Here is a 16,362-nt window from a genome sequence, read left to right on the forward strand (position 1 = left end):
AATATAAATACATATTTTACTTCATTCTTCTAATTTAGTTGAGTGTTAATAACGTAAATGTTTTTTTACGTTATTAACATAAATAACTCTTGGTAAGGGGGATTGATGTCCATGGAGATAATTAAATTAAACAAGCCGTAGCAGAATTAAAATGAAAGGAACTGTTTTTTATTCTTTTTTGGTAACAGAGTTTCTATTTTTTTGAAAAAAGGGAGAAGAAAAACAATGATCTCTAATTTGGGTATTAAAAAAGAAAAAGTAAAGATTGCTCTTTTATTGCTAGGTGCTATTTTAGGATTCACCATGGTTGCCCCAGAAGCATTTGCTCACGGATACGTTGAAGCACCTGTAAAAAGTCGTGCGAGATTATGCTATGAAGGGAAAAATACTGGATGCGGAGCAACGAAATGGAATCATAATGGTTTAGAAGCTGCAAAAGGATTTCCACATGGAGGGCCTGACGACGGTAAAATTGCATCTGCAGATGAGGCATGGGGCCCTGAGCTTGATGAACAAACGGAAACCCGTTGGTACAAGCAAGATCTTACCGGGGGCTCACATACATTTACCTGGACGTTAACTGCACCACATCGGACGGCTAAATGGCATTATTATATTACAAAAAAAGGGTGGAACCCTAATGAGAAACTAAAGAGAAGTGATTTTGAGCTAATTGAAGAATTTAATGAGAACGGTGCTTTTCCATCTAGAACAGTATCCCACAATATAAACATCCCTACTGATCGCAGTGGATACCACATCATTTTAGCTGTATGGGATATAGCAGATACCGGGGCCGCTTTTTATAATGTAATTGACGTTAATTTGAAAAATGACACATCCGGTCCAGAGATTCCTACAAAACCTCAAGGTTTACACGCAACTAAAGTTACCTCAAACAGTGTAGAATTAAAATGGAATCCGTCACAGGCTCAGGGCGGAGTGACAGGATATCAAGTATTTGGTAATGGAAAATTAATCAAAACGGTATCAGGAACAACATTTACAGATACCGAATTAAAACCAAATACAGAGTATAAATATTCTGTAAAAGCAGTAAATTCGAGAGGAGTTATTTCTGAAGAAAGCGATCCGGTGGTTGCAAAGACTAAGGAAGAAGCCCAGGGAGAAGCACCCACACAACCTCAAGGGTTGCGAAGTATGGACATTACAGCCTCTCGTATAGATTTGATGTGGAATCCATCTACAAGTAATGTTGGTATAAAGTTGTACGAGATTTACCGTAATGGTACTAAGGTAGCAACGATTAATTCCACTAAATATACAGATACAGGTTTACAACCCAATACCGAATATCGATATACAATCAGAGCGGTTGATATGAAAGGGAATGTTTCGGATCCTAGTAATGAAATCAAGGTAGAAACAAAACAAGAGAGTTCATCTAAGTATGAAAAGTGGAACCTAAGTGCTGCCTATAAAAAAGGAGATAAAGTACAACATAAAGGGAAAATTTATGAATGTGTTCAAAGCTATCAAGGGAAAGGTGACCCTAATTGGATATACGCACTATCTTTATGGACGGTGATTGAATAAAAAGTGTTAAGGACATAAATCCAAATGGCTCGTATTTTTATAAAGCAAAATTCAGAAAGAGTACATGGAAATCGATTAAATGAGATAAAAAAAATTTATTTCGGCTGCCCAGTGATGCTGTGGCGGTTTTTTGTTGGTTGTGATTTTCCGTGTTTTTTCGCGATTTGTTTGTAGGCAATATTGTCAAGAGGTTATTTTAAAAACTGTGAGAAAATTTTTGAGTACATTACGTGCTTTTACAATGGAAAAAGAATCCATTCCTCTATCGGGTATCTTACGCTCAATCAATGCGAACATATGATCTGTTTAGCTGCATAATTCTCTCGGTTTTAGGTGTCCAATCTATTGACAGAAGTCCAATGTCTTAGTTCTGAACAAAGAAATTTTCGTTGGAACATCGGGGCTTGCTTCCAATCATAATGGAATAGTATGGTTAAGAAATTTTCTGTCAAATTTCGATTATACAGTCACTGAAGTCCCACTTCATCCTGAAATATTACATTTGGACTGTGCATTAAGTCTAGTTAGAGACGGATTAATGATTATTTGTAAAGAAGCATTTCTGGAAGGTATCCCAGAGTCTTTGAAAGAATGGGATAAAATAACTGTTCCTCTTGAAGATGCACAAAAATTAATAACAAATGGGCTACCTTTAAATGAAAAGGTATACGTAACTGACCCGGAATTTCAATCATCAGTAGGCGAGCAATTAACCAAGAGAGGAATAAAGGTTGAATACGTTGATTATAGTATATCTAGAGACTTCGGCGGTTCATTCCGTTGTACAACTCAACCTTTATTACGTAAAAATTGCTAACAGATAAAAAGTTTATAAAATAAAGAACTAGTACTGGCTTGGAATGCTTTCCCAAATTCCGGACAGGTTTTTGCTATACCTAAAGAAGAGCATTTATATGTCGGCCGCCCAGCTATGCTGTGGCGGTTTTTTGTTGGTTGTGATTTTCGCGTTTATTTAGTGAATTGGTTGTAGGAAGGATTGTCAAGGGGTATTACTTTAAAAAATGAGGAAAAATTTTCGGAAAGGTCTTGACAAAAGCTTTTTGCAACCATCTTACCCAAAACCTCTGTTTTTGCAACCGGGTTTTAAGAGCTAATACAAAAAGAGTGCCTAGACAATTTCCTGAGTACTCTTTTTCTCTTTTGTGACAAATTTATTAAATAAATGGAAATATAAAGGATATTCAATCTACTTGTAGAAATAAGGTTATGTAACCAAAAAAATACAAGGAGGATTAGAACTATGATCACAAAGAAGAAATTAGTAGCCGTAGCAACCTCTCTTACTTTAGGTTTAGGATTCGCGGCTGGAGCCAGCCCCACTTTTGCACATTCAGACGATACTCTGAGTCCGTCCGTATCTTCTGTTGAAAAACAGGATCAAATTCAATTCACTGGATACATCACTTCCATTGGTGATGTGTATGCAACAGTTGTAAATGCTTCCACTAAAGAAGAAGCTCTGCAAGGAAATTGGGTAGATTTAGTCAATCAAAATAAAGTATTACTTGTTCCTCTTCCGCAAAACGAAAAATTTGTAGTTGGGGATAAAGTAAATGTCTTTTATCAAGTAGCGACCTTGTCAATTCCGCCAATTGCTTTACCTACTACTATCGAAAAAATATCTGAGTAATTCATGTAAGGAAATTCAAGAGTCCGACTAAATAGGTACTACAAACCATGCATATAAATACATCCAGTTATACAGAAGAAAAGGAGCCTTTGAGGAAGCACATCAAGGCTCTTTTGAATTATGCCGCATAAGTTTGTGGGTTTTCTATTATAGCTCCTGCTTAACCCATTTAACTTCCAATGGTAGTAGATTCACTATATCCTCTAAAACCGATAACGGAATATCTACATTCTCCGGAAATTTACTTAGGCTGGTATCTTTATCTACAACTTTATTAGCTGCATCAAGATGTAGTGCAAGTTCATACCTCCCATCAAACCATATTTCCGCCTCAATTTTCCCAGTAGGCTCCTGTTCACGTACTATCCCCTTTGATATAATATTGAGAGAGAAGAGCAGGCCCTTGTATTTCATCTCACCCCCCTTGTGGGGGAGACCCGTCGTTAGCGGGTCAATGTAATGATAAAGGGTAATGATGTAATTAGTCAGTGTGAGGATGGCAGTCATCAACAAGATTAATTCTTTATCATTTCCCCTGCTCTTCTTTCTCTTTTTTTGCACTTGTTTATCACCTCCTTATAATTCTTTATACGATATCATATAATTGGCTTGGAGGTGTTTTTTTGTGATTGTCACGCCCAAACTTAATCAAATTTTAAAAGATAGGGGATTGACCCAAATGCAACTGTCTCAGATGACAGGAGTGCCCCAAGGATCAATTTCCCGTTTTGATAAGAATAGCCGGCATGAAGACGCTCATTTATTTGCCATTGCACGAGCATTAGGAATAACAATAGAAGAGCTTTTTAATGTAGAGGAGTAACCTACTAATGAAACAAATGGCAGGTTATTTTTGTGCAAAATAAAAAGCCCCGAAGGGCTTATTTATAAAATGTACCCTATAGAGTACATTTTATTGAGTCCTGTTTCTTCTTATTATATTATTCTTTTGTGTTTGATGAGGTATATAATTGTGCATTTGGTCTACAAACGGTCTACAACAGGCTTTTTTATTGTCGATATAAAAGCTGTAATAGATGAAATAAGCGTTGATAATAAAGGATTTTCAGATAAAATAAACGGGTGCCCCTTTTACAGGACACCCTCATGGGAGAGGAGAAACCGGACGAAGAGCTTATGGGGAAACGTAAGTCTTCTCCGCGGTTGTCTACGACATTTTTTGATGTCGATACTATAAGGATGTCCGTTCAATGGGTAAATATACGTAGCAAATGATTTTTTTGTGAATTCATTTTAGATCGTGGTATGATAACAAGGATAAGCATTGTACATTATTCCGGTTGAGAGGTTTGATGGATATGTGCATACAATGCCGGATTCAAGTATGGATAAATTTAGGTGAGGAAGACAGATGAGAGTAATATCAGGAAGTGCAAAAGGACGGCCCCTCAAGGCGGTTCCGGGCATGAATACACGCCCTACGACTGATAAAGTCAAAGAAGCTATTTTCAGTATGATCGGCCCTTATTTTGACGGAGGTTCGGTGCTGGATCTGTTCGCCGGAACCGGCGGGCTTGGTATCGAAGCGTTGAGCCGGGGAATGGAAAAAGGTATTTTTGTGGATATTGAGAAGAAAAGCTTGGACACAATCCGTCACAATTTGGAGGCGGCAAAACTGAGCGACCGGGCTGAAGTATACCGCAATGATGCCAAAAGAGCACTGAAGATTCTGGCCAAACGGAATCAGCAGTTCAATCTGGTTTTCCTGGACCCGCCTTACCGGATGAAGATGATTCGGGAACTAATCGGTCAGATGGAAGAGGATCAGCTGCTCTGCCTTGAATCTACTATTGTCGTGGAGCACGATGCTTCAGACAAACAAGAGGAACAGATAGGGCGTTTTTGCCTGGTGAAACGGGCAGATTATGGAGAAACAGCTGTTTCCATCTATAAAGTCAATGCTGTGTAAAAGGAGCTGAGCTAAACATGAATCCATTAAAAACAGATCTGAAGGTGGCTGTCTATCCCGGAAGTTTTGATCCGGTTACATTCGGGCATCTTGATATCATTCAACGGGCAGCCCTTGTTTTTGATAAATTAATTGTAGCCGTTTTGAATAATTCGTCGAAAAATCCGTTATTTACTGTAGAAGAACGAATTCAATTGCTGCAGGAAGCGACCGGACATATTCCGAATGTGGAAGTAGACGGATTCCGTGACCTTTTAGTTAATTATTTGGAACAAAAACAGGTGAATATTGTGGTTCGTGGCCTAAGGGCTGTCTCTGACTTCGAATATGAACTGCAGTTGGCCACTACCAACAACAAGCTAAACCCGAAAGTAGAGACTTTTTTTATGACGGCCTCCCCGCAGTACTCTTTTCTGAGCTCGAGTGTAGTTAAGGAAGTGGCCAGATTCCACGGTCCTGTAACCGGGCTTGTGCCAGAGGTTGTAGAGAATGCACTTGTTCAAAAATATACAAATACCCGGGTATGAGGAACAGCCTTTACGAAACGGAATATTTCCTTTTCATGAGTAAAGCGGAAATCATTATGGCTAGAGCGAGCAGGACAGTCAGCAAGATTCCCTCATACATAATCGTTTCAAACAGTGGAATTGATTGTACAAGCCATGCCGAAGAGGCTCCGGCAAAGGGACTGTTTTCCTGAAGGAAGCTGGGCTGGTCCGCATTCCAAAGCTGCCCGGCCGGTTCCCAGCAGACCAGGGTCAAGACAATGGATAAGAGGGCGTGCACAGTCCGCGATACAAGAAAGGGCAGATACCGCAGATCTGTTTCGTAAATCAGGCTCTTAACTTGAGCGTGAGAAGCAAACCCCCCAAATCCGAGAAGGCCGGCAAGAGCCGCTGCCTGACTGACAGTCAGATGAGAAGCGGTTCCACTGAACCCGAAGGCGCCAAGATGGACCTCTAGTAATCCGGTTATGACAGAATGGATGCTATCACTGTCCAGCCATTCTTTGACGGCGGGGAGGGCAGATATGTACTCGAAAATGGACAAAACCCCGGTCAGATTAAGAACATGAAGAAGTACAGAAAAAATCATAATGTACCCTCCAATTATCATGACGGTTTGAACGGCATTCGTAACCGAATCTCCCAGCAGTTTGCCAAAGGTTCTTCCATCCCGGAGGTGAACCTGCTGCATGGTTAATAGTGCACGCTTAAAGAGGAAACCGGAAATAGGTAACGGTACAGAAAGGGAATTTTCCAGGGCGGGGTCTTGCTCTTTTTCACCTTGTGGATGTTCATGTCCCCTTTTATTTATAGGAGCAAGATTTCTTGTTCCGGGCCGTGCAAACCTTCCCTTCTTGACTCCGGGCAGTAAAATGCCCGTACACAATGCTGCCAGATAATGAATGGCAAGCAGAATCAGCCCCAGCCTGGCGTTATGTAGGAAACCTGCCCCAATGATGGTGATGATCAAAAGAGGGCTGCCAAGATGGGAAAGACAGAGCAGCTTTTCCCCTTCTTTGCGGGAGATCAATCTTTTTCTGCGCAAATCAGCCGTAACTGCGGCACCGGCGGGAAAACCTGCTACAGTTCCTGCGGCTAAAGCCCAGCCTCCCGTACCCGGCAGACGGAAGAGAATTCTCATCAAGGGTTCCAGCAAAATGCCCAGTGCGTGGACTACACCTAGCCCTGACAATATTTCAGATAAAATAATAAAAGGGATCAAGGCGGGAAATACGAATTTCCACCAGACAGACAACCCTTTCATAGAAGCATCAAAAGCTTCTTCGGGAAACAATATGATACTGATGACGAGAATCCCAACCAGTAAACCGAGCAGAATTGTCCTGTAAGGGCTGGAGGAAGCGAAGGACTTTTGCGGCATATAATCACCTCGTTTATCGGGAATGCGTATACGGGCTCGATACATATTACGCATACGATTTTACGTTTAGACCAAGCCCTACGAACATACACTAGTTCATATCGGCTTGTCTTATGTGCGAGCAGGAAGGAGAGAGACTATGAACAGGAAAGAAGATAAACGGGGATTGCTCAAAAAAAGGAGAATGAGTATACAGAGGAAATTTATTGTCACTCTCGTATTGATTTTCCTTTTCCTTTACGGGATTTTTAACATTCCGCTTCCCTACTATATTTATATGCCGGGATCGGCAGAGCGGATTAAACCGATGATGGAAGTGAATAAAGGGTATCCGGAAGAAAAAGGGGCTTTTTACTTGACAACCGTACTGATGAGCAATACTAATGTGGTGAATTATGTACTTGCCCTTTTAGATCCGAATAAGGAATTACAAACCAAGAAAAGTGTTCTGCGGGGGCAAAGCCAGGCGGAATACTCCCAGCGCCAGGTCACGGTGATGCAGGCTTCACAGAGTAATGCCATGGCTGCTGCTTACAAAAAAGCCGGGGTCCCTTTCCACATTGAAAGCCAGGCAGTATTGGTCCAGCAGTTGACTCCCGGCTTGCCGGCAGAGAAGAAGCTAAAAATCGGGGATTCCATCATGAGAGTAAATGACAAGCCTGTTAAAAGCACCGCAGAGCTCAAAGATGCTTTGAAGGATAAAAAAGCAGGGGATACGGTTAAAATTACGTACAAACGAGAAGTTGGACAAGAACCTCAAACCATTGACGTACAATTGGGCGAACTTCCTGCTAATCCAGACACAGGTGAGAAGAAAGCGGGACTTGGAGTTTTGCTTGTGGACCTTCAGGCTGTCAAGTCGGATGAGGAAGACAAGCAGATTAAAATGCATGTAAGTGATATTGGCGGACCTTCCGCTGGCTTAATGTTTTCTTTGGAAATGTATAATCAGCTTGTGCCGGAGGACATTACAAAAGGGTACAGAATCGCTGGAACCGGAGAAATAGACCCGGAAGGCCATGTTGGGGTCATCGGCGGTATCCAGCATAAAATTGTGGCTGCGGATGAAGTAGGGGCGGAAATTTTCTTTGCACCTAAGGATTATATTGCGGAAGACGGTACGAAGGTTCCAAACTATACGGTTGCCGTACAAAAAGCTAAAGAAATTGGAACCAAGATGAAGATAGTGGAAGTAGCTACGATAGATGATGCGCTTCAATATTTAGCTTCTCTGCCCCCTAAAGAGGAGCAGAAATAGAAATGAGCATGGATGAACACTCCGGGATGAATTGTTGACAAAAGTCGATCTTAATAGCTATAATAAACTTTGTTTGAGGTGATCATCATGCAGATTAATTTACGAGATTTGGCTGCAAAAGGACAACCGGTCCAGTTGCACGAAGAGATAGATATTTCTTCTTTGGTGAAAAATCGTAAAGATATTCTTCACTATGGAACGGCGGTTGCCGATCTGAAAGTAATCTGTACGGTAGGAACTGCAGAGGTCAGCGGCAGTATCAAACTGGAGCTGGAATGCAGTTGCTCCCGTTGCTTAACACCGGTCAAAGAAACAATGGACATTCCTTTCGGGAATGTTTTGCCGAGAAGACAGGTGGTTTAGAACAGCAAGATCAAGAGAAATATGACATTCATCCGGCAGGAGAGGACTATATCGATCTGTCTCCTTATATATTGGAGAATGTAATGGTATCTCTGCCATATGCTCCTCTTTGCAAAGAGGCGTGTAAGGGGCTATGCCCGAATTGCGGCACCAACCTGAACCATCAACAATGCGGCTGTGAGACGGCCAAGATAGACCCCCGTCTTGCAGGGCTGGCTGACTTTTTTGAAAAATAAGAAGAAATAAGCGTTCTTATTTTATTCTTATCTTTCGACAGGAAACGCGGAGCCGGTGAGCGAAGCTGTTACCTATCCAAACATAAGCAAACATTACATCTGCTAAGGAGGTGGGATCATGGCAGTACCTCAAAGAAGAACATCCAAAACTCGTCGCGACAAGCGCCGTACTCACTTTAAACTGGAAGTACCGGGCATGGTAAAATGCGAGCAATGCGGTGAGCTGAAAAAAGCTCATCACGTTTGCAAAACTTGCGGCACTTACAAAGGAAGAGAAATCGTTCAAGCTTAATAGTACCAGAAGGTAGTACTTCATCTTTGGAGGTGAGGTGCTATTTTTTTTCTTTCCTTTTTGCTCTAAATTATATATACTACATTTTAGTATCAGGTAATAAGACGAGCTATAGAAACGAGCATTTTACATCATGATGTTAAATGCTTACGTAGCTACTACATAGGATAAGGTGGTGCTCTTCATCGAACGCCTTCCGAAACGACAACGGCAGCAGCAGTTACTGAAGGCCATTGAAAATAATCCTTTTATGACTGATGAGGAACTGATGAAGCTGTTTCGGGTCAGCATACAAACCGTCCGGCTGGATCGGCTGGAACTGGGGATCCCGGAACTGCGCGAGCGCATCAAAACGATGGCGGAAAAAACGTATGATCAGGTAAAATCCCTGCCGCTTGACGAAGTCATCGGGGAAATCATTGACCTTCAACTGGACCATAGCGGTATTTCTATATTTGAAATCAAGGAAGAACATGTATTTTCCCGGACCAAAATTGCAAGGGGTCATCATATTTTTGCCCAAGCTAATTCCTTGGCCGTTGCGGTCATAGACGATCAGATTGCTTTGACGGCATCAGCCGAGATTAAGTATAAACGATCGGTCAAGCTGGGGGAAAAGTGTATAGCCAAAGCTTATGTAAAATCGATTTCTAAGGGGAAAGCAAACGTACAGGTGTACACTTATATTGGAGAGGAAATTGTATTTGAAGGGCGGTTCCTTATTTTCCATTCCATGAAAGAACGCCGTACAGAAGGAGGAAACTAATTTGCGTATCGTCATAGATGCCATGGGCGGAGATCAGGCTCCTGAGGTTGCCGTTGAGGGAGCGCTGGATGCGGCGAGTGAATGGCCGGATGTGGACATCATTCTCGTAGGGGATCAGGACCGCATTGAACCGCTTCTGACAAAACGGCCGTCCAACCTTTCGGTTAAGCATGCTTCGGAAGTAATCGCCGCAGATGACGAACCTGTACGGGCTGTTCGTCGGAAAAAGGATGCCTCCATGGTTGTAGCAGGCAGACTTGTCAAGGAGAAACAGGCGGAAGCCATGATATCTGCCGGCAATACAGGGGCACTGATGACGACCGGACTGCTTGTCATAGGAAGAATTCCCGGCATTGAGCGCCCCGGTTTGGCTCCGATGATTCCGACGCTGAATGGAAAAGGTGTGCTTGCCCTGGATCTTGGAGCCAACATGGATGCGGAACCTGAACATCTTCTCCAGTATGGCATTATGGGCAGTATATACCGGAACAAGGTTCATGGTCTTGAGAAGCCCAGGATAGGTCTTTTGAATGTCGGAACAGAGGCCAAGAAAGGCAATGAATTAACCAAGGCAGCCTATGAATTATTGGAGCAAGCATCGATTCACTTTGTGGGTAATGTAGAGTCCAGAGAAATTCTTCAGGCTGAATGCGATATCATTGTATGCGATGGCTTTGCCGGCAATATTATGCTAAAAACACTGGAAGGAGCCGCCTCGGCAATCTTCTCCATGCTGAAGACGGAATTTACCAAATCTCTGGCAACCAAACTGGCTGCGTCTGTGTTAAAGCCTGGATTGAAACAGTTTAAAAATAAACTCGATTATACCGAACACGGAGCCGCACCCCTTCTTGGTATCAACGGTCTGGTGCTCAAAAGCCACGGCTCCTCAGACGCCAAAGCCATCAAAAATGCTGTCCGCCAGGCAAGAACGGCACTTCAGCGTGATTTGGTGGGTGCGATTGTATCGGAAATTAATGGGAAGTGAGTGGTCAGTTATGAATTTGATACCAGTAGGAGTGCTGGGCAGCGGGAAATATGTTCCTGAGAAAGTGCTTACTAATCAGGATCTAGAACAAATGGTAGATACAAACGACGAATGGATTGTCACCCGAACCGGAATGAGAGAACGGCATATAGCTTCGGAACATGAGGCTACTTCAGATCTGGCTTACGAAGCTGCTAAAATTGCTTTGGATCGGGCCGGCATTACAGCCGACCAACTTGACCTGATCCTTGTAGCTACAGTAACACCTGACATGTCGTTCCCTTCAACCTCCTGCCTGCTGCAGGACCGTCTGGGAGCCCGCAAAGCGGCTGCCTTTGATCTTTCCGCCGCTTGTGCCGGTTTTTTATACGGACTGGCTACGGCCTCCAACTTTATTGCAAACGGAATGTATCGTTATGCACTCGTGATCGGGGCGGAGACATTATCTAAAATTACCGATTACACAGACAGGAATACCTGCATCCTTTTTGGGGATGGAGCCGGAGCCGTTGTACTCGGGTCTGTCGAAGAAGGCCGCGGGTTTAAATCATTCGAGCTTGGAGCTGACGGGTCAGGAGCCGAACTGCTGCATTTGAGAGGGGGAGGCTCGCGTTATCCGTCCTCTCCGGCAACTCTGGAGCAGAAAATGCATTATATCTACATGGCAGGCAGTGAAGTCTTCAAGTTTGCTGTCCGTATTATGGGGAATGCAGCCGAAGAGGCTCTGCGTAAAGCGGGAATGACCAAAGAGCAGGTTGGTCTGCTTGTGCCTCATCAGGCCAATGTACGAATTATTCAATCCGCTCTTAACCGTTTGAATCTGACGGAAGATAAATGTATGATCAATTTGGATAAGTACGGCAATATGTCTGCCGCCTCTATCCCTGTCGCCTTGGCGGAAGCCGACGAACAGGGACGTTTGAAGCAAGGGGATACGGTCCTGCTTGTCGGCTTTGGGGGCGGCCTTACCTGGGGCGCTTCGGTGCTTGTTTGGTAATTGCAGTTTGGAAAAAGGAGTTTAAGTGAACATGGGAAAAATAGCGTTTATCTTTCCGGGCCAGGGTGCTCAATCCGTAGGTATGGCGAGGGATATATATGACCATCACGCGGGTGCCAAAGCTCTGCTGGATCAGGCGGACGAAGCTTTAGGTTATTCCCTTACTGATATCATGTTTAACGGACCGGAAGAGAAACTCAAGCTTACTATTCATACGCAGCCTGCCCTGCTCGCTGCTAGTATCGCCTGCCTGGAAGCCTTCCGCGAAAAAGGCATCAAGCCTGACTTTGTTGCCGGGCACAGCCTTGGTGAATACAGTGCCCTCGTCGCAGCAGGCGTGCTGCCGTTCGAGGATGCCGTACGCACTGTCCGTGCGCGCGGCGAGTTCATGGACCAGGCGGTGCCTGCCGGTCTGGGAGCCATGGCAGCGGTGCTGGGTGCTGAGCGTCAATCACTCAGCGAGCTATGCGCCACCATCAGCCGGGACGTTAGCCCGGTGGAACTGGCTAACGTCAATTGTCCCGGACAGATTGTCGTGTCCGGGGGCAAAGAAGGCGTTCAGGCCATAGCTGAACGCGCCAAGGCGGAAGCCGGCGCCAAGCGGGTTATTCCGCTGGAAGTAAGTGGCCCGTTTCATTCTTCACTGATGCAGCCGGCTTCTGAGAAGCTTGAGGGAGTCCTCTCGTCCGTCAAGATGCAGGAGGCTGCTATTCAGGTCATTGCCAATGTCCACGCGGAACCTGTCCGCAATCCGGATGAAATACGCAAGCTGCTTGTGAAGCAAGTTTATTCTGCAGTTCTATGGGAGGATTCCGTCCGTTATCTGATCGGACAAGGGGTCGATACCTTTATTGAGCTGGGGGCTGGCAGCGTGCTTTCCGGACTTGTGAAGAAGACGGACCGCACGGTAAAAACAATATCGCTCAACAACTTGGAAGCGATCCAAACCTTTGGACAAGAAACTTGATTTAGCGTATGCTTTTAATGTATTTTGCTTAGTGTAAAAATTTAAGCACATGCTTTCGAAGTATTTTTGCTATCGCAAAAATTGGAGGAGGGACCTTTCATGCTAACTGGAAAAGTAGCACTTGTAACCGGCGCTTCGCGGGGAATCGGGCGGGCAATCGCCCTTTGCCTTGCCGAAGCCGGCGCGGATGTAGCCGTCAATTATGCGGGCAATGAACAGGCTGCCGCAGAAGTAGTGCAGCAGATTGAAGCTATGGGCCGCAAGGCTGCCATGATGCGCGCAGATGTAAGTAAGGCCCAAGAAGCCGATCAGCTTGTCAAGGATACACTTGAGCAATTAGGAAAATTGGATATTCTTGTGAATAACGCCGGCATTACTAGAGATAATCTAATAATGAGAATGAAGGAAGAAGAATTTGATACCGTTATTGCGACGAATCTCAAAGGGGTATTTAACTGTGTCAAAGCAGCAACCCGCCCCATGATGAAGCAACGTTCCGGCCGGATTATCAATATTTCTTCGGTAGTAGGTGTACTGGGTAATCCTGGACAAGCCAATTACGTAGCGGCAAAAGCCGGTGTAATCGGACTGACAAAAGCAGCGGCCAGAGAACTGGCATCCCGTGGCATCACTGTCAATGCGGTAGCACCCGGATTTATTGAAACCGATATGACGGACCAACTGCCGGAAGACGTGAAGGCTAAAATGCTGGAGGATATTCCGCTTGCCAAGCTGGGTCAGCCGGAAGACGTGGCTAAAACTGTATTATTCCTTGCTTCTGCGGATTCTTCTTACATGACAGGACAAACCCTTCATGTTGACGGAGGCATGTACATGTAAAGCAGGTCCGGGATAACGAAAGACGAATCCGAAAAATCTGGAATCTATAACCTGCTATTTCTCCGGTATAGCATTTTGGATTTAATTTTCGTATAATACCAAGGAGGAGGTGAACCGGATGTCCGACGTATTAGATCGAGTAAAGCGTATCATCATCGAACGTCTTCAGGTTGAAGAATCTGAAGTCACCCCCGAAGCGTCTTTCAAAGACGACTTAGGAGCTGATTCTTTGGATGTAGTAGAATTAGTGATGGAACTGGAAGATGAGTTTGATCTGGAAATTTCCGACGAAGATGCTGAGAAGATTACTACTGTGGGAGAAGTATTAGATTACATAAAATCTCATACGTAAAATCCAGTGGGTCCCATTCTCAAGACGGGACTCCTCATCATTTTCAGTTTGACTAAAACACCGATACAGACAGATGGGGTGGTGTTCATATGAAAAGAGTAGTCGTAACAGGCCTTGGAGTTATCAGCTCCCTGGGACAAAACGCAAATACCTTCTGGGAAAATATTCTCGCCGGCAAATCGGGGGTTAGCCCTGTCGATAATTTCGATGTTAGTGCTTATCCGACGAGGATTGCCGCCTCTGTGAGAGACTTTAGTCCCGAAGATTATATGGATAAAAAAGAAAGCCGCAGGATGGACCGCTTCGTACAGTTTGCCGTTGCCGCTTCCAAACTTGCACTGGAGGATGCCAAGCTAAACATTGCTACAGACACCGATCCTGAACGCGTAGGCGTATATATCGGGTCCGGTATCGGCGGACTTGCTACCTGGGAAGAACAGCACCGTGTCCTTCTTGAGAAAGGGCCAAAACGGGTCAGCCCGTTTTTCATTCCGATGATGATCGTAAACATGGCTTCAGGCCAAGTATCGATGATGACCGGAGCGAAGGGGCCAAACAGTACTTCCGTAACGGCTTGTGCGACCGGAACCCATTCAATCGGGGATTCCTTCAGACTGATTCAATCCGGGGATGCAGATGTCATGATTTGTGGCGGAGCTGAAGCAACTATTACTCCGATCGGTTTGGCCGGTTTCTGTTCCATGAAGGCAATGTCCACACGGAATGAGGAGCCGCAAAAGGCAAGCCGTCCATTTGACCAGGACCGTGACGGATTTATTATGGGGGAAGGTGCCGGTATTCTGGTACTCGAATCGCTGGAACACGCGCAAAAACGCGGAGCTACTATTTACGGTGAGGTAATCGGTTACGGATTGAGCGGTGACGCACATCACATCACCGAGCCGGATCCAGACGGAGCTGCACGTTGCATGAAAATGGCTGTGCGCAGTGCCGGTATTGGGTTTGAAGAAGTGGATTATATCAACGCACATGGAACTTCTACACCGGTTGGTGATGTTTCCGAAACTACGGCCATCAAAAAAACGTTTGGCGATCATGCGTACAAACTGGCTGTAAGCTCCACAAAATCCATGACAGGGCATTTGCTTGGTGCGGCCGGTGGGGTTGAAGCGGTTATTTGTGCCCTGACACTCCGTGATGGAATTATAGCGCCGACTATTAACTTGGATAATCAGGATCCTGACTGCGATCTTGATTATGTGCCTAACGAAGCCCGCAAAGCAGACGTGAAGGTAGCAATGTCCAACTCCTTCGGATTTGGTGGTCCTAATGCGACGATCGTTTTGAAAAAGTATCAAGAGTAATTTGACTAAAATACAGCATGCTGCATCAGTTCATGTTTCCCTTCAGGGTAACCGAAAAGCTGCAGCATGCTCGGTACTTTTTGCAAACCAGCTTACATTTGCTTAAGGTCTTATATTTCAACGAGAAACGGAAGCCAAACAGTATGAGGTATCCCGTTTCTTCTTGGGGTGGTGAACAGATGAACGGGGATTTGAAAGAGCTGCAGGCCCGCATCGGGATAACATTTAATAATGTGGACCTTTTAAGACAGGCATTTACACATTCATCCTATGTCAATGAGCACCGGATTACGAATCATAAGGACAATGAACGGCTCGAATTTTTGGGTGACGCCGTACTTGAACTCATGGTGTCTGAGCATCTGTATTTTACATACCCGCGCCGGGCGGAAGGGGAATTAACGAAACTAAGGGCCTCCATTGTCTGCGAGCCTTCACTTGTTAATTTTGCGGAACGCCTTAATTTTGGTTCCTATGTGCTTCTTGGAAAAGGGGAGGAAATGACAGGAGGCCGGACAAGGCCTGCTCTCCTGGCGGATTTATTTGAATCTTTCATCGGAGCCCTCTACCTGGACCAAGGACTGGAACCGGTCCGGGACTTTTTAATCAAGCATGTGTTCCCCCATATTTCTAATGAGGGCAAGCTTCTGGTAGTGGATTATAAAACACAGCTGCAGGAATACGTCCAGCATCACAATCTGGGTACACTGGAATACCGGATTGTCGAGGAGCGGGGCCCTGCCCATGAAAGGGAATTTGTAGCTGAGGTTCAGATGGACGGGAAGATTCTTGGAAAAGGTGTCGGCCGATCCAAAAAAGAGGCCGAGCAGCAGGCCGCTTCCAAAGCATCTGTTAAATTGAATGTGACCATACAACGGTAAAGACAGCAAAAATCCAGACTCAGTCTAACGTAAGGAGCAGCCTCGTGCTGCTCCTTTCTTCGAAAATGAAAA

Annotated in this window: 20 protein-coding genes; 18 read left to right on the plus strand and 2 right to left on the minus strand. The window is 44.7% G+C overall.

The window, feature by feature from the left end:
* Positions 1-225 precede the first annotated feature (225 nt).
* The 3 genes from BXP28_RS02920 (at position 226) to BXP28_RS02930 (ending at position 3,208) form a co-directional block, all read left to right on the plus strand.
* Entirely contained in the window at positions 226-1,557 is a 1,332-nt protein-coding gene (locus BXP28_RS02920; protein WP_023483239.1) for a lytic polysaccharide monooxygenase, read from the plus strand.
* 424 nt (positions 1,558-1,981) lie between these two features.
* A complete protein-coding gene (locus BXP28_RS02925; RefSeq protein ID WP_496543686.1) occupies positions 1,982-2,374 on the plus strand; it encodes a hypothetical protein in 393 nt (130 codons plus the stop codon).
* A 444-nt stretch (positions 2,375-2,818) separates the two neighbouring features.
* Entirely contained in the window at positions 2,819-3,208 is a 390-nt protein-coding gene (locus tag BXP28_RS02930; protein ID WP_024094322.1) for a hypothetical protein, read from the plus strand.
* 147 nt (positions 3,209-3,355) lie between these two features.
* Here BXP28_RS02930 and BXP28_RS02935 read toward each other — a convergent pair whose 3' ends face one another.
* Positions 3,356-3,769 carry a hypothetical protein gene (locus tag BXP28_RS02935; protein WP_024094321.1) on the minus strand — a complete coding sequence of 138 codons (414 nt, stop codon included), beginning with the start codon at positions 3,767-3,769 and terminating at the stop codon, positions 3,356-3,358.
* 118 nt (positions 3,770-3,887) lie between these two features.
* Between BXP28_RS02935 and BXP28_RS02940 the strand changes: the two genes are divergently transcribed.
* The 3 genes from BXP28_RS02940 (at position 3,888) to coaD (ending at position 5,665) form a co-directional block, all read left to right on the plus strand.
* The gene (locus BXP28_RS02940) at positions 3,888-4,031 is read left to right on the plus strand and encodes a helix-turn-helix domain-containing protein (RefSeq protein WP_206764766.1); all 144 of its coding nucleotides are present in this window, start codon (positions 3,888-3,890) and stop codon (positions 4,029-4,031) included.
* Positions 4,032-4,580: 549 nt separating this feature from the next.
* The gene (gene rsmD, locus BXP28_RS02945; RefSeq protein WP_023484337.1) at positions 4,581-5,138 is read left to right on the plus strand and encodes a 16S rRNA (guanine(966)-N(2))-methyltransferase RsmD; all 558 of its coding nucleotides are present in this window, start codon (positions 4,581-4,583) and stop codon (positions 5,136-5,138) included.
* A 17-nt stretch (positions 5,139-5,155) separates the two neighbouring features.
* Complete coding sequence (coaD, locus tag BXP28_RS02950; protein WP_023484338.1) at positions 5,156-5,665, plus strand: pantetheine-phosphate adenylyltransferase; 510 nt, start codon at positions 5,156-5,158, stop codon at positions 5,663-5,665.
* A 10-nt stretch (positions 5,666-5,675) separates the two neighbouring features.
* Here coaD and BXP28_RS02955 read toward each other — a convergent pair whose 3' ends face one another.
* Positions 5,676-7,025 carry a nucleoside recognition domain-containing protein gene (locus BXP28_RS02955; protein ID WP_023484339.1) on the minus strand — a complete coding sequence of 450 codons (1,350 nt, stop codon included), beginning with the start codon at positions 7,023-7,025 and terminating at the stop codon, positions 5,676-5,678.
* 139 nt (positions 7,026-7,164) lie between these two features.
* On the opposite strand from BXP28_RS02955, the gene BXP28_RS02960 reads away from it, so the two are divergent.
* The 12 genes from BXP28_RS02960 (at position 7,165) to rnc (ending at position 16,290) form a co-directional block, all read left to right on the plus strand.
* Positions 7,165-8,283, plus strand: a complete 1,119-nt coding sequence (locus tag BXP28_RS02960; RefSeq protein WP_023484340.1) for a SepM family pheromone-processing serine protease — start codon at positions 7,165-7,167, stop codon at positions 8,281-8,283.
* Between the two features lie 87 nt (positions 8,284-8,370).
* Positions 8,371-8,646, plus strand: a complete 276-nt coding sequence (locus tag BXP28_RS22420) for a YceD family protein (RefSeq protein WP_051428111.1) — start codon at positions 8,371-8,373, stop codon at positions 8,644-8,646.
* On the plus strand, positions 8,559-8,882 hold the full coding sequence (locus BXP28_RS24910; RefSeq protein WP_077584877.1) for a DUF177 domain-containing protein: 324 nt from the start codon (positions 8,559-8,561) through the stop codon (positions 8,880-8,882). Before BXP28_RS22420 ends, BXP28_RS24910 begins: the two co-directional genes overlap by 88 nt.
* 118 nt (positions 8,883-9,000) lie before the next feature.
* Entirely contained in the window at positions 9,001-9,174 is a 174-nt protein-coding gene (rpmF, locus tag BXP28_RS02970; protein ID WP_023484341.1) for a 50S ribosomal protein L32, read from the plus strand.
* A gap of 172 nt (positions 9,175-9,346) precedes the next feature.
* On the plus strand, positions 9,347-9,940 hold the full coding sequence (fapR, locus tag BXP28_RS02975) for a transcription factor FapR (protein ID WP_023484342.1): 594 nt from the start codon (positions 9,347-9,349) through the stop codon (positions 9,938-9,940).
* A gap of 1 nt (position 9,941) precedes the next feature.
* Entirely contained in the window at positions 9,942-10,928 is a 987-nt protein-coding gene (gene plsX, locus BXP28_RS02980; RefSeq protein ID WP_024094313.1) for a phosphate acyltransferase PlsX, read from the plus strand.
* 10 nt (positions 10,929-10,938) lie between these two features.
* Complete coding sequence (locus BXP28_RS02985; RefSeq protein ID WP_036658693.1) at positions 10,939-11,925, plus strand: beta-ketoacyl-ACP synthase III; 987 nt, start codon at positions 10,939-10,941, stop codon at positions 11,923-11,925.
* A gap of 31 nt (positions 11,926-11,956) precedes the next feature.
* Positions 11,957-12,892 (plus strand): ACP S-malonyltransferase, encoded by a 936-nt coding sequence (gene fabD / locus BXP28_RS02990; protein ID WP_023484345.1) that lies wholly within the window; start codon positions 11,957-11,959, stop codon positions 12,890-12,892.
* Positions 12,893-12,991: 99 nt separating this feature from the next.
* Positions 12,992-13,732: a 3-oxoacyl-[acyl-carrier-protein] reductase gene (fabG, locus tag BXP28_RS02995; RefSeq protein ID WP_024094311.1), complete on the plus strand. Its 741-nt coding sequence runs from the start codon at positions 12,992-12,994 to the stop codon at positions 13,730-13,732.
* A 118-nt stretch (positions 13,733-13,850) separates the two neighbouring features.
* A complete protein-coding gene (gene acpP / locus BXP28_RS03000; RefSeq protein ID WP_024094310.1) occupies positions 13,851-14,084 on the plus strand; it encodes an acyl carrier protein in 234 nt (77 codons plus the stop codon).
* Positions 14,085-14,173: 89 nt separating this feature from the next.
* Positions 14,174-15,409, plus strand: a complete 1,236-nt coding sequence (gene fabF, locus BXP28_RS03005; protein ID WP_024094309.1) for a beta-ketoacyl-ACP synthase II — start codon at positions 14,174-14,176, stop codon at positions 15,407-15,409.
* Between the two features lie 179 nt (positions 15,410-15,588).
* Positions 15,589-16,290 carry a ribonuclease III gene (gene rnc / locus BXP28_RS03010; RefSeq protein ID WP_036658728.1) on the plus strand — a complete coding sequence of 234 codons (702 nt, stop codon included), beginning with the start codon at positions 15,589-15,591 and terminating at the stop codon, positions 16,288-16,290.
* Positions 16,291-16,362: the final 72 nt, after the last annotated feature.

The organism is Paenibacillus larvae subsp. larvae (assembly GCF_002003265.1).
In the GTDB taxonomy this organism is placed as follows: Bacteria; Bacillota; Bacilli; order Paenibacillales; family NBRC-103111; genus Paenibacillus_H; species Paenibacillus_H larvae.

Excerpts from the sequence above, each read along its gene's own strand:
- BXP28_RS02920 (WP_023483239.1), top strand. The coding sequence starts at position 226 with ATGATCTCTAATTTGGGTATTAAAAAAGAAAAAGTAAAGATTGCTCTT.
- BXP28_RS02930 (WP_024094322.1), top strand. The coding sequence starts at position 2,819 with ATGATCACAAAGAAGAAATTAGTAGCCGTAGCAACCTCTCTTACTTTA.
- BXP28_RS02940 (WP_206764766.1), top strand. The coding sequence starts at position 3,888 with ATGCAACTGTCTCAGATGACAGGAGTGCCCCAAGGATCAATTTCCCGT.
- rsmD (WP_023484337.1), top strand. The coding sequence starts at position 4,581 with ATGAGAGTAATATCAGGAAGTGCAAAAGGACGGCCCCTCAAGGCGGTT.
- coaD (WP_023484338.1), top strand. The coding sequence starts at position 5,156 with ATGAATCCATTAAAAACAGATCTGAAGGTGGCTGTCTATCCCGGAAGT.
- BXP28_RS02955 (WP_023484339.1), bottom strand. The coding sequence starts at position 7,025 with ATGCCGCAAAAGTCCTTCGCTTCCTCCAGCCCTTACAGGACAATTCTG.
- BXP28_RS02960 (WP_023484340.1), top strand. The coding sequence starts at position 7,165 with ATGAACAGGAAAGAAGATAAACGGGGATTGCTCAAAAAAAGGAGAATG.
- BXP28_RS22420 (WP_051428111.1), top strand. The coding sequence starts at position 8,371 with ATGCAGATTAATTTACGAGATTTGGCTGCAAAAGGACAACCGGTCCAG.
- BXP28_RS24910 (WP_077584877.1), top strand. The coding sequence starts at position 8,559 with ATGCAGTTGCTCCCGTTGCTTAACACCGGTCAAAGAAACAATGGACAT.
- rpmF (WP_023484341.1), top strand. The coding sequence starts at position 9,001 with ATGGCAGTACCTCAAAGAAGAACATCCAAAACTCGTCGCGACAAGCGC.
- BXP28_RS02985 (WP_036658693.1), top strand. The coding sequence starts at position 10,939 with ATGAATTTGATACCAGTAGGAGTGCTGGGCAGCGGGAAATATGTTCCT.
- fabD (WP_023484345.1), top strand. The coding sequence starts at position 11,957 with ATGGGAAAAATAGCGTTTATCTTTCCGGGCCAGGGTGCTCAATCCGTA.
- fabG (WP_024094311.1), top strand. The coding sequence starts at position 12,992 with ATGCTAACTGGAAAAGTAGCACTTGTAACCGGCGCTTCGCGGGGAATC.
- acpP (WP_024094310.1), top strand. The coding sequence starts at position 13,851 with ATGTCCGACGTATTAGATCGAGTAAAGCGTATCATCATCGAACGTCTT.
- fabF (WP_024094309.1), top strand. The coding sequence starts at position 14,174 with ATGAAAAGAGTAGTCGTAACAGGCCTTGGAGTTATCAGCTCCCTGGGA.
- rnc (WP_036658728.1), top strand. The coding sequence starts at position 15,589 with ATGAACGGGGATTTGAAAGAGCTGCAGGCCCGCATCGGGATAACATTT.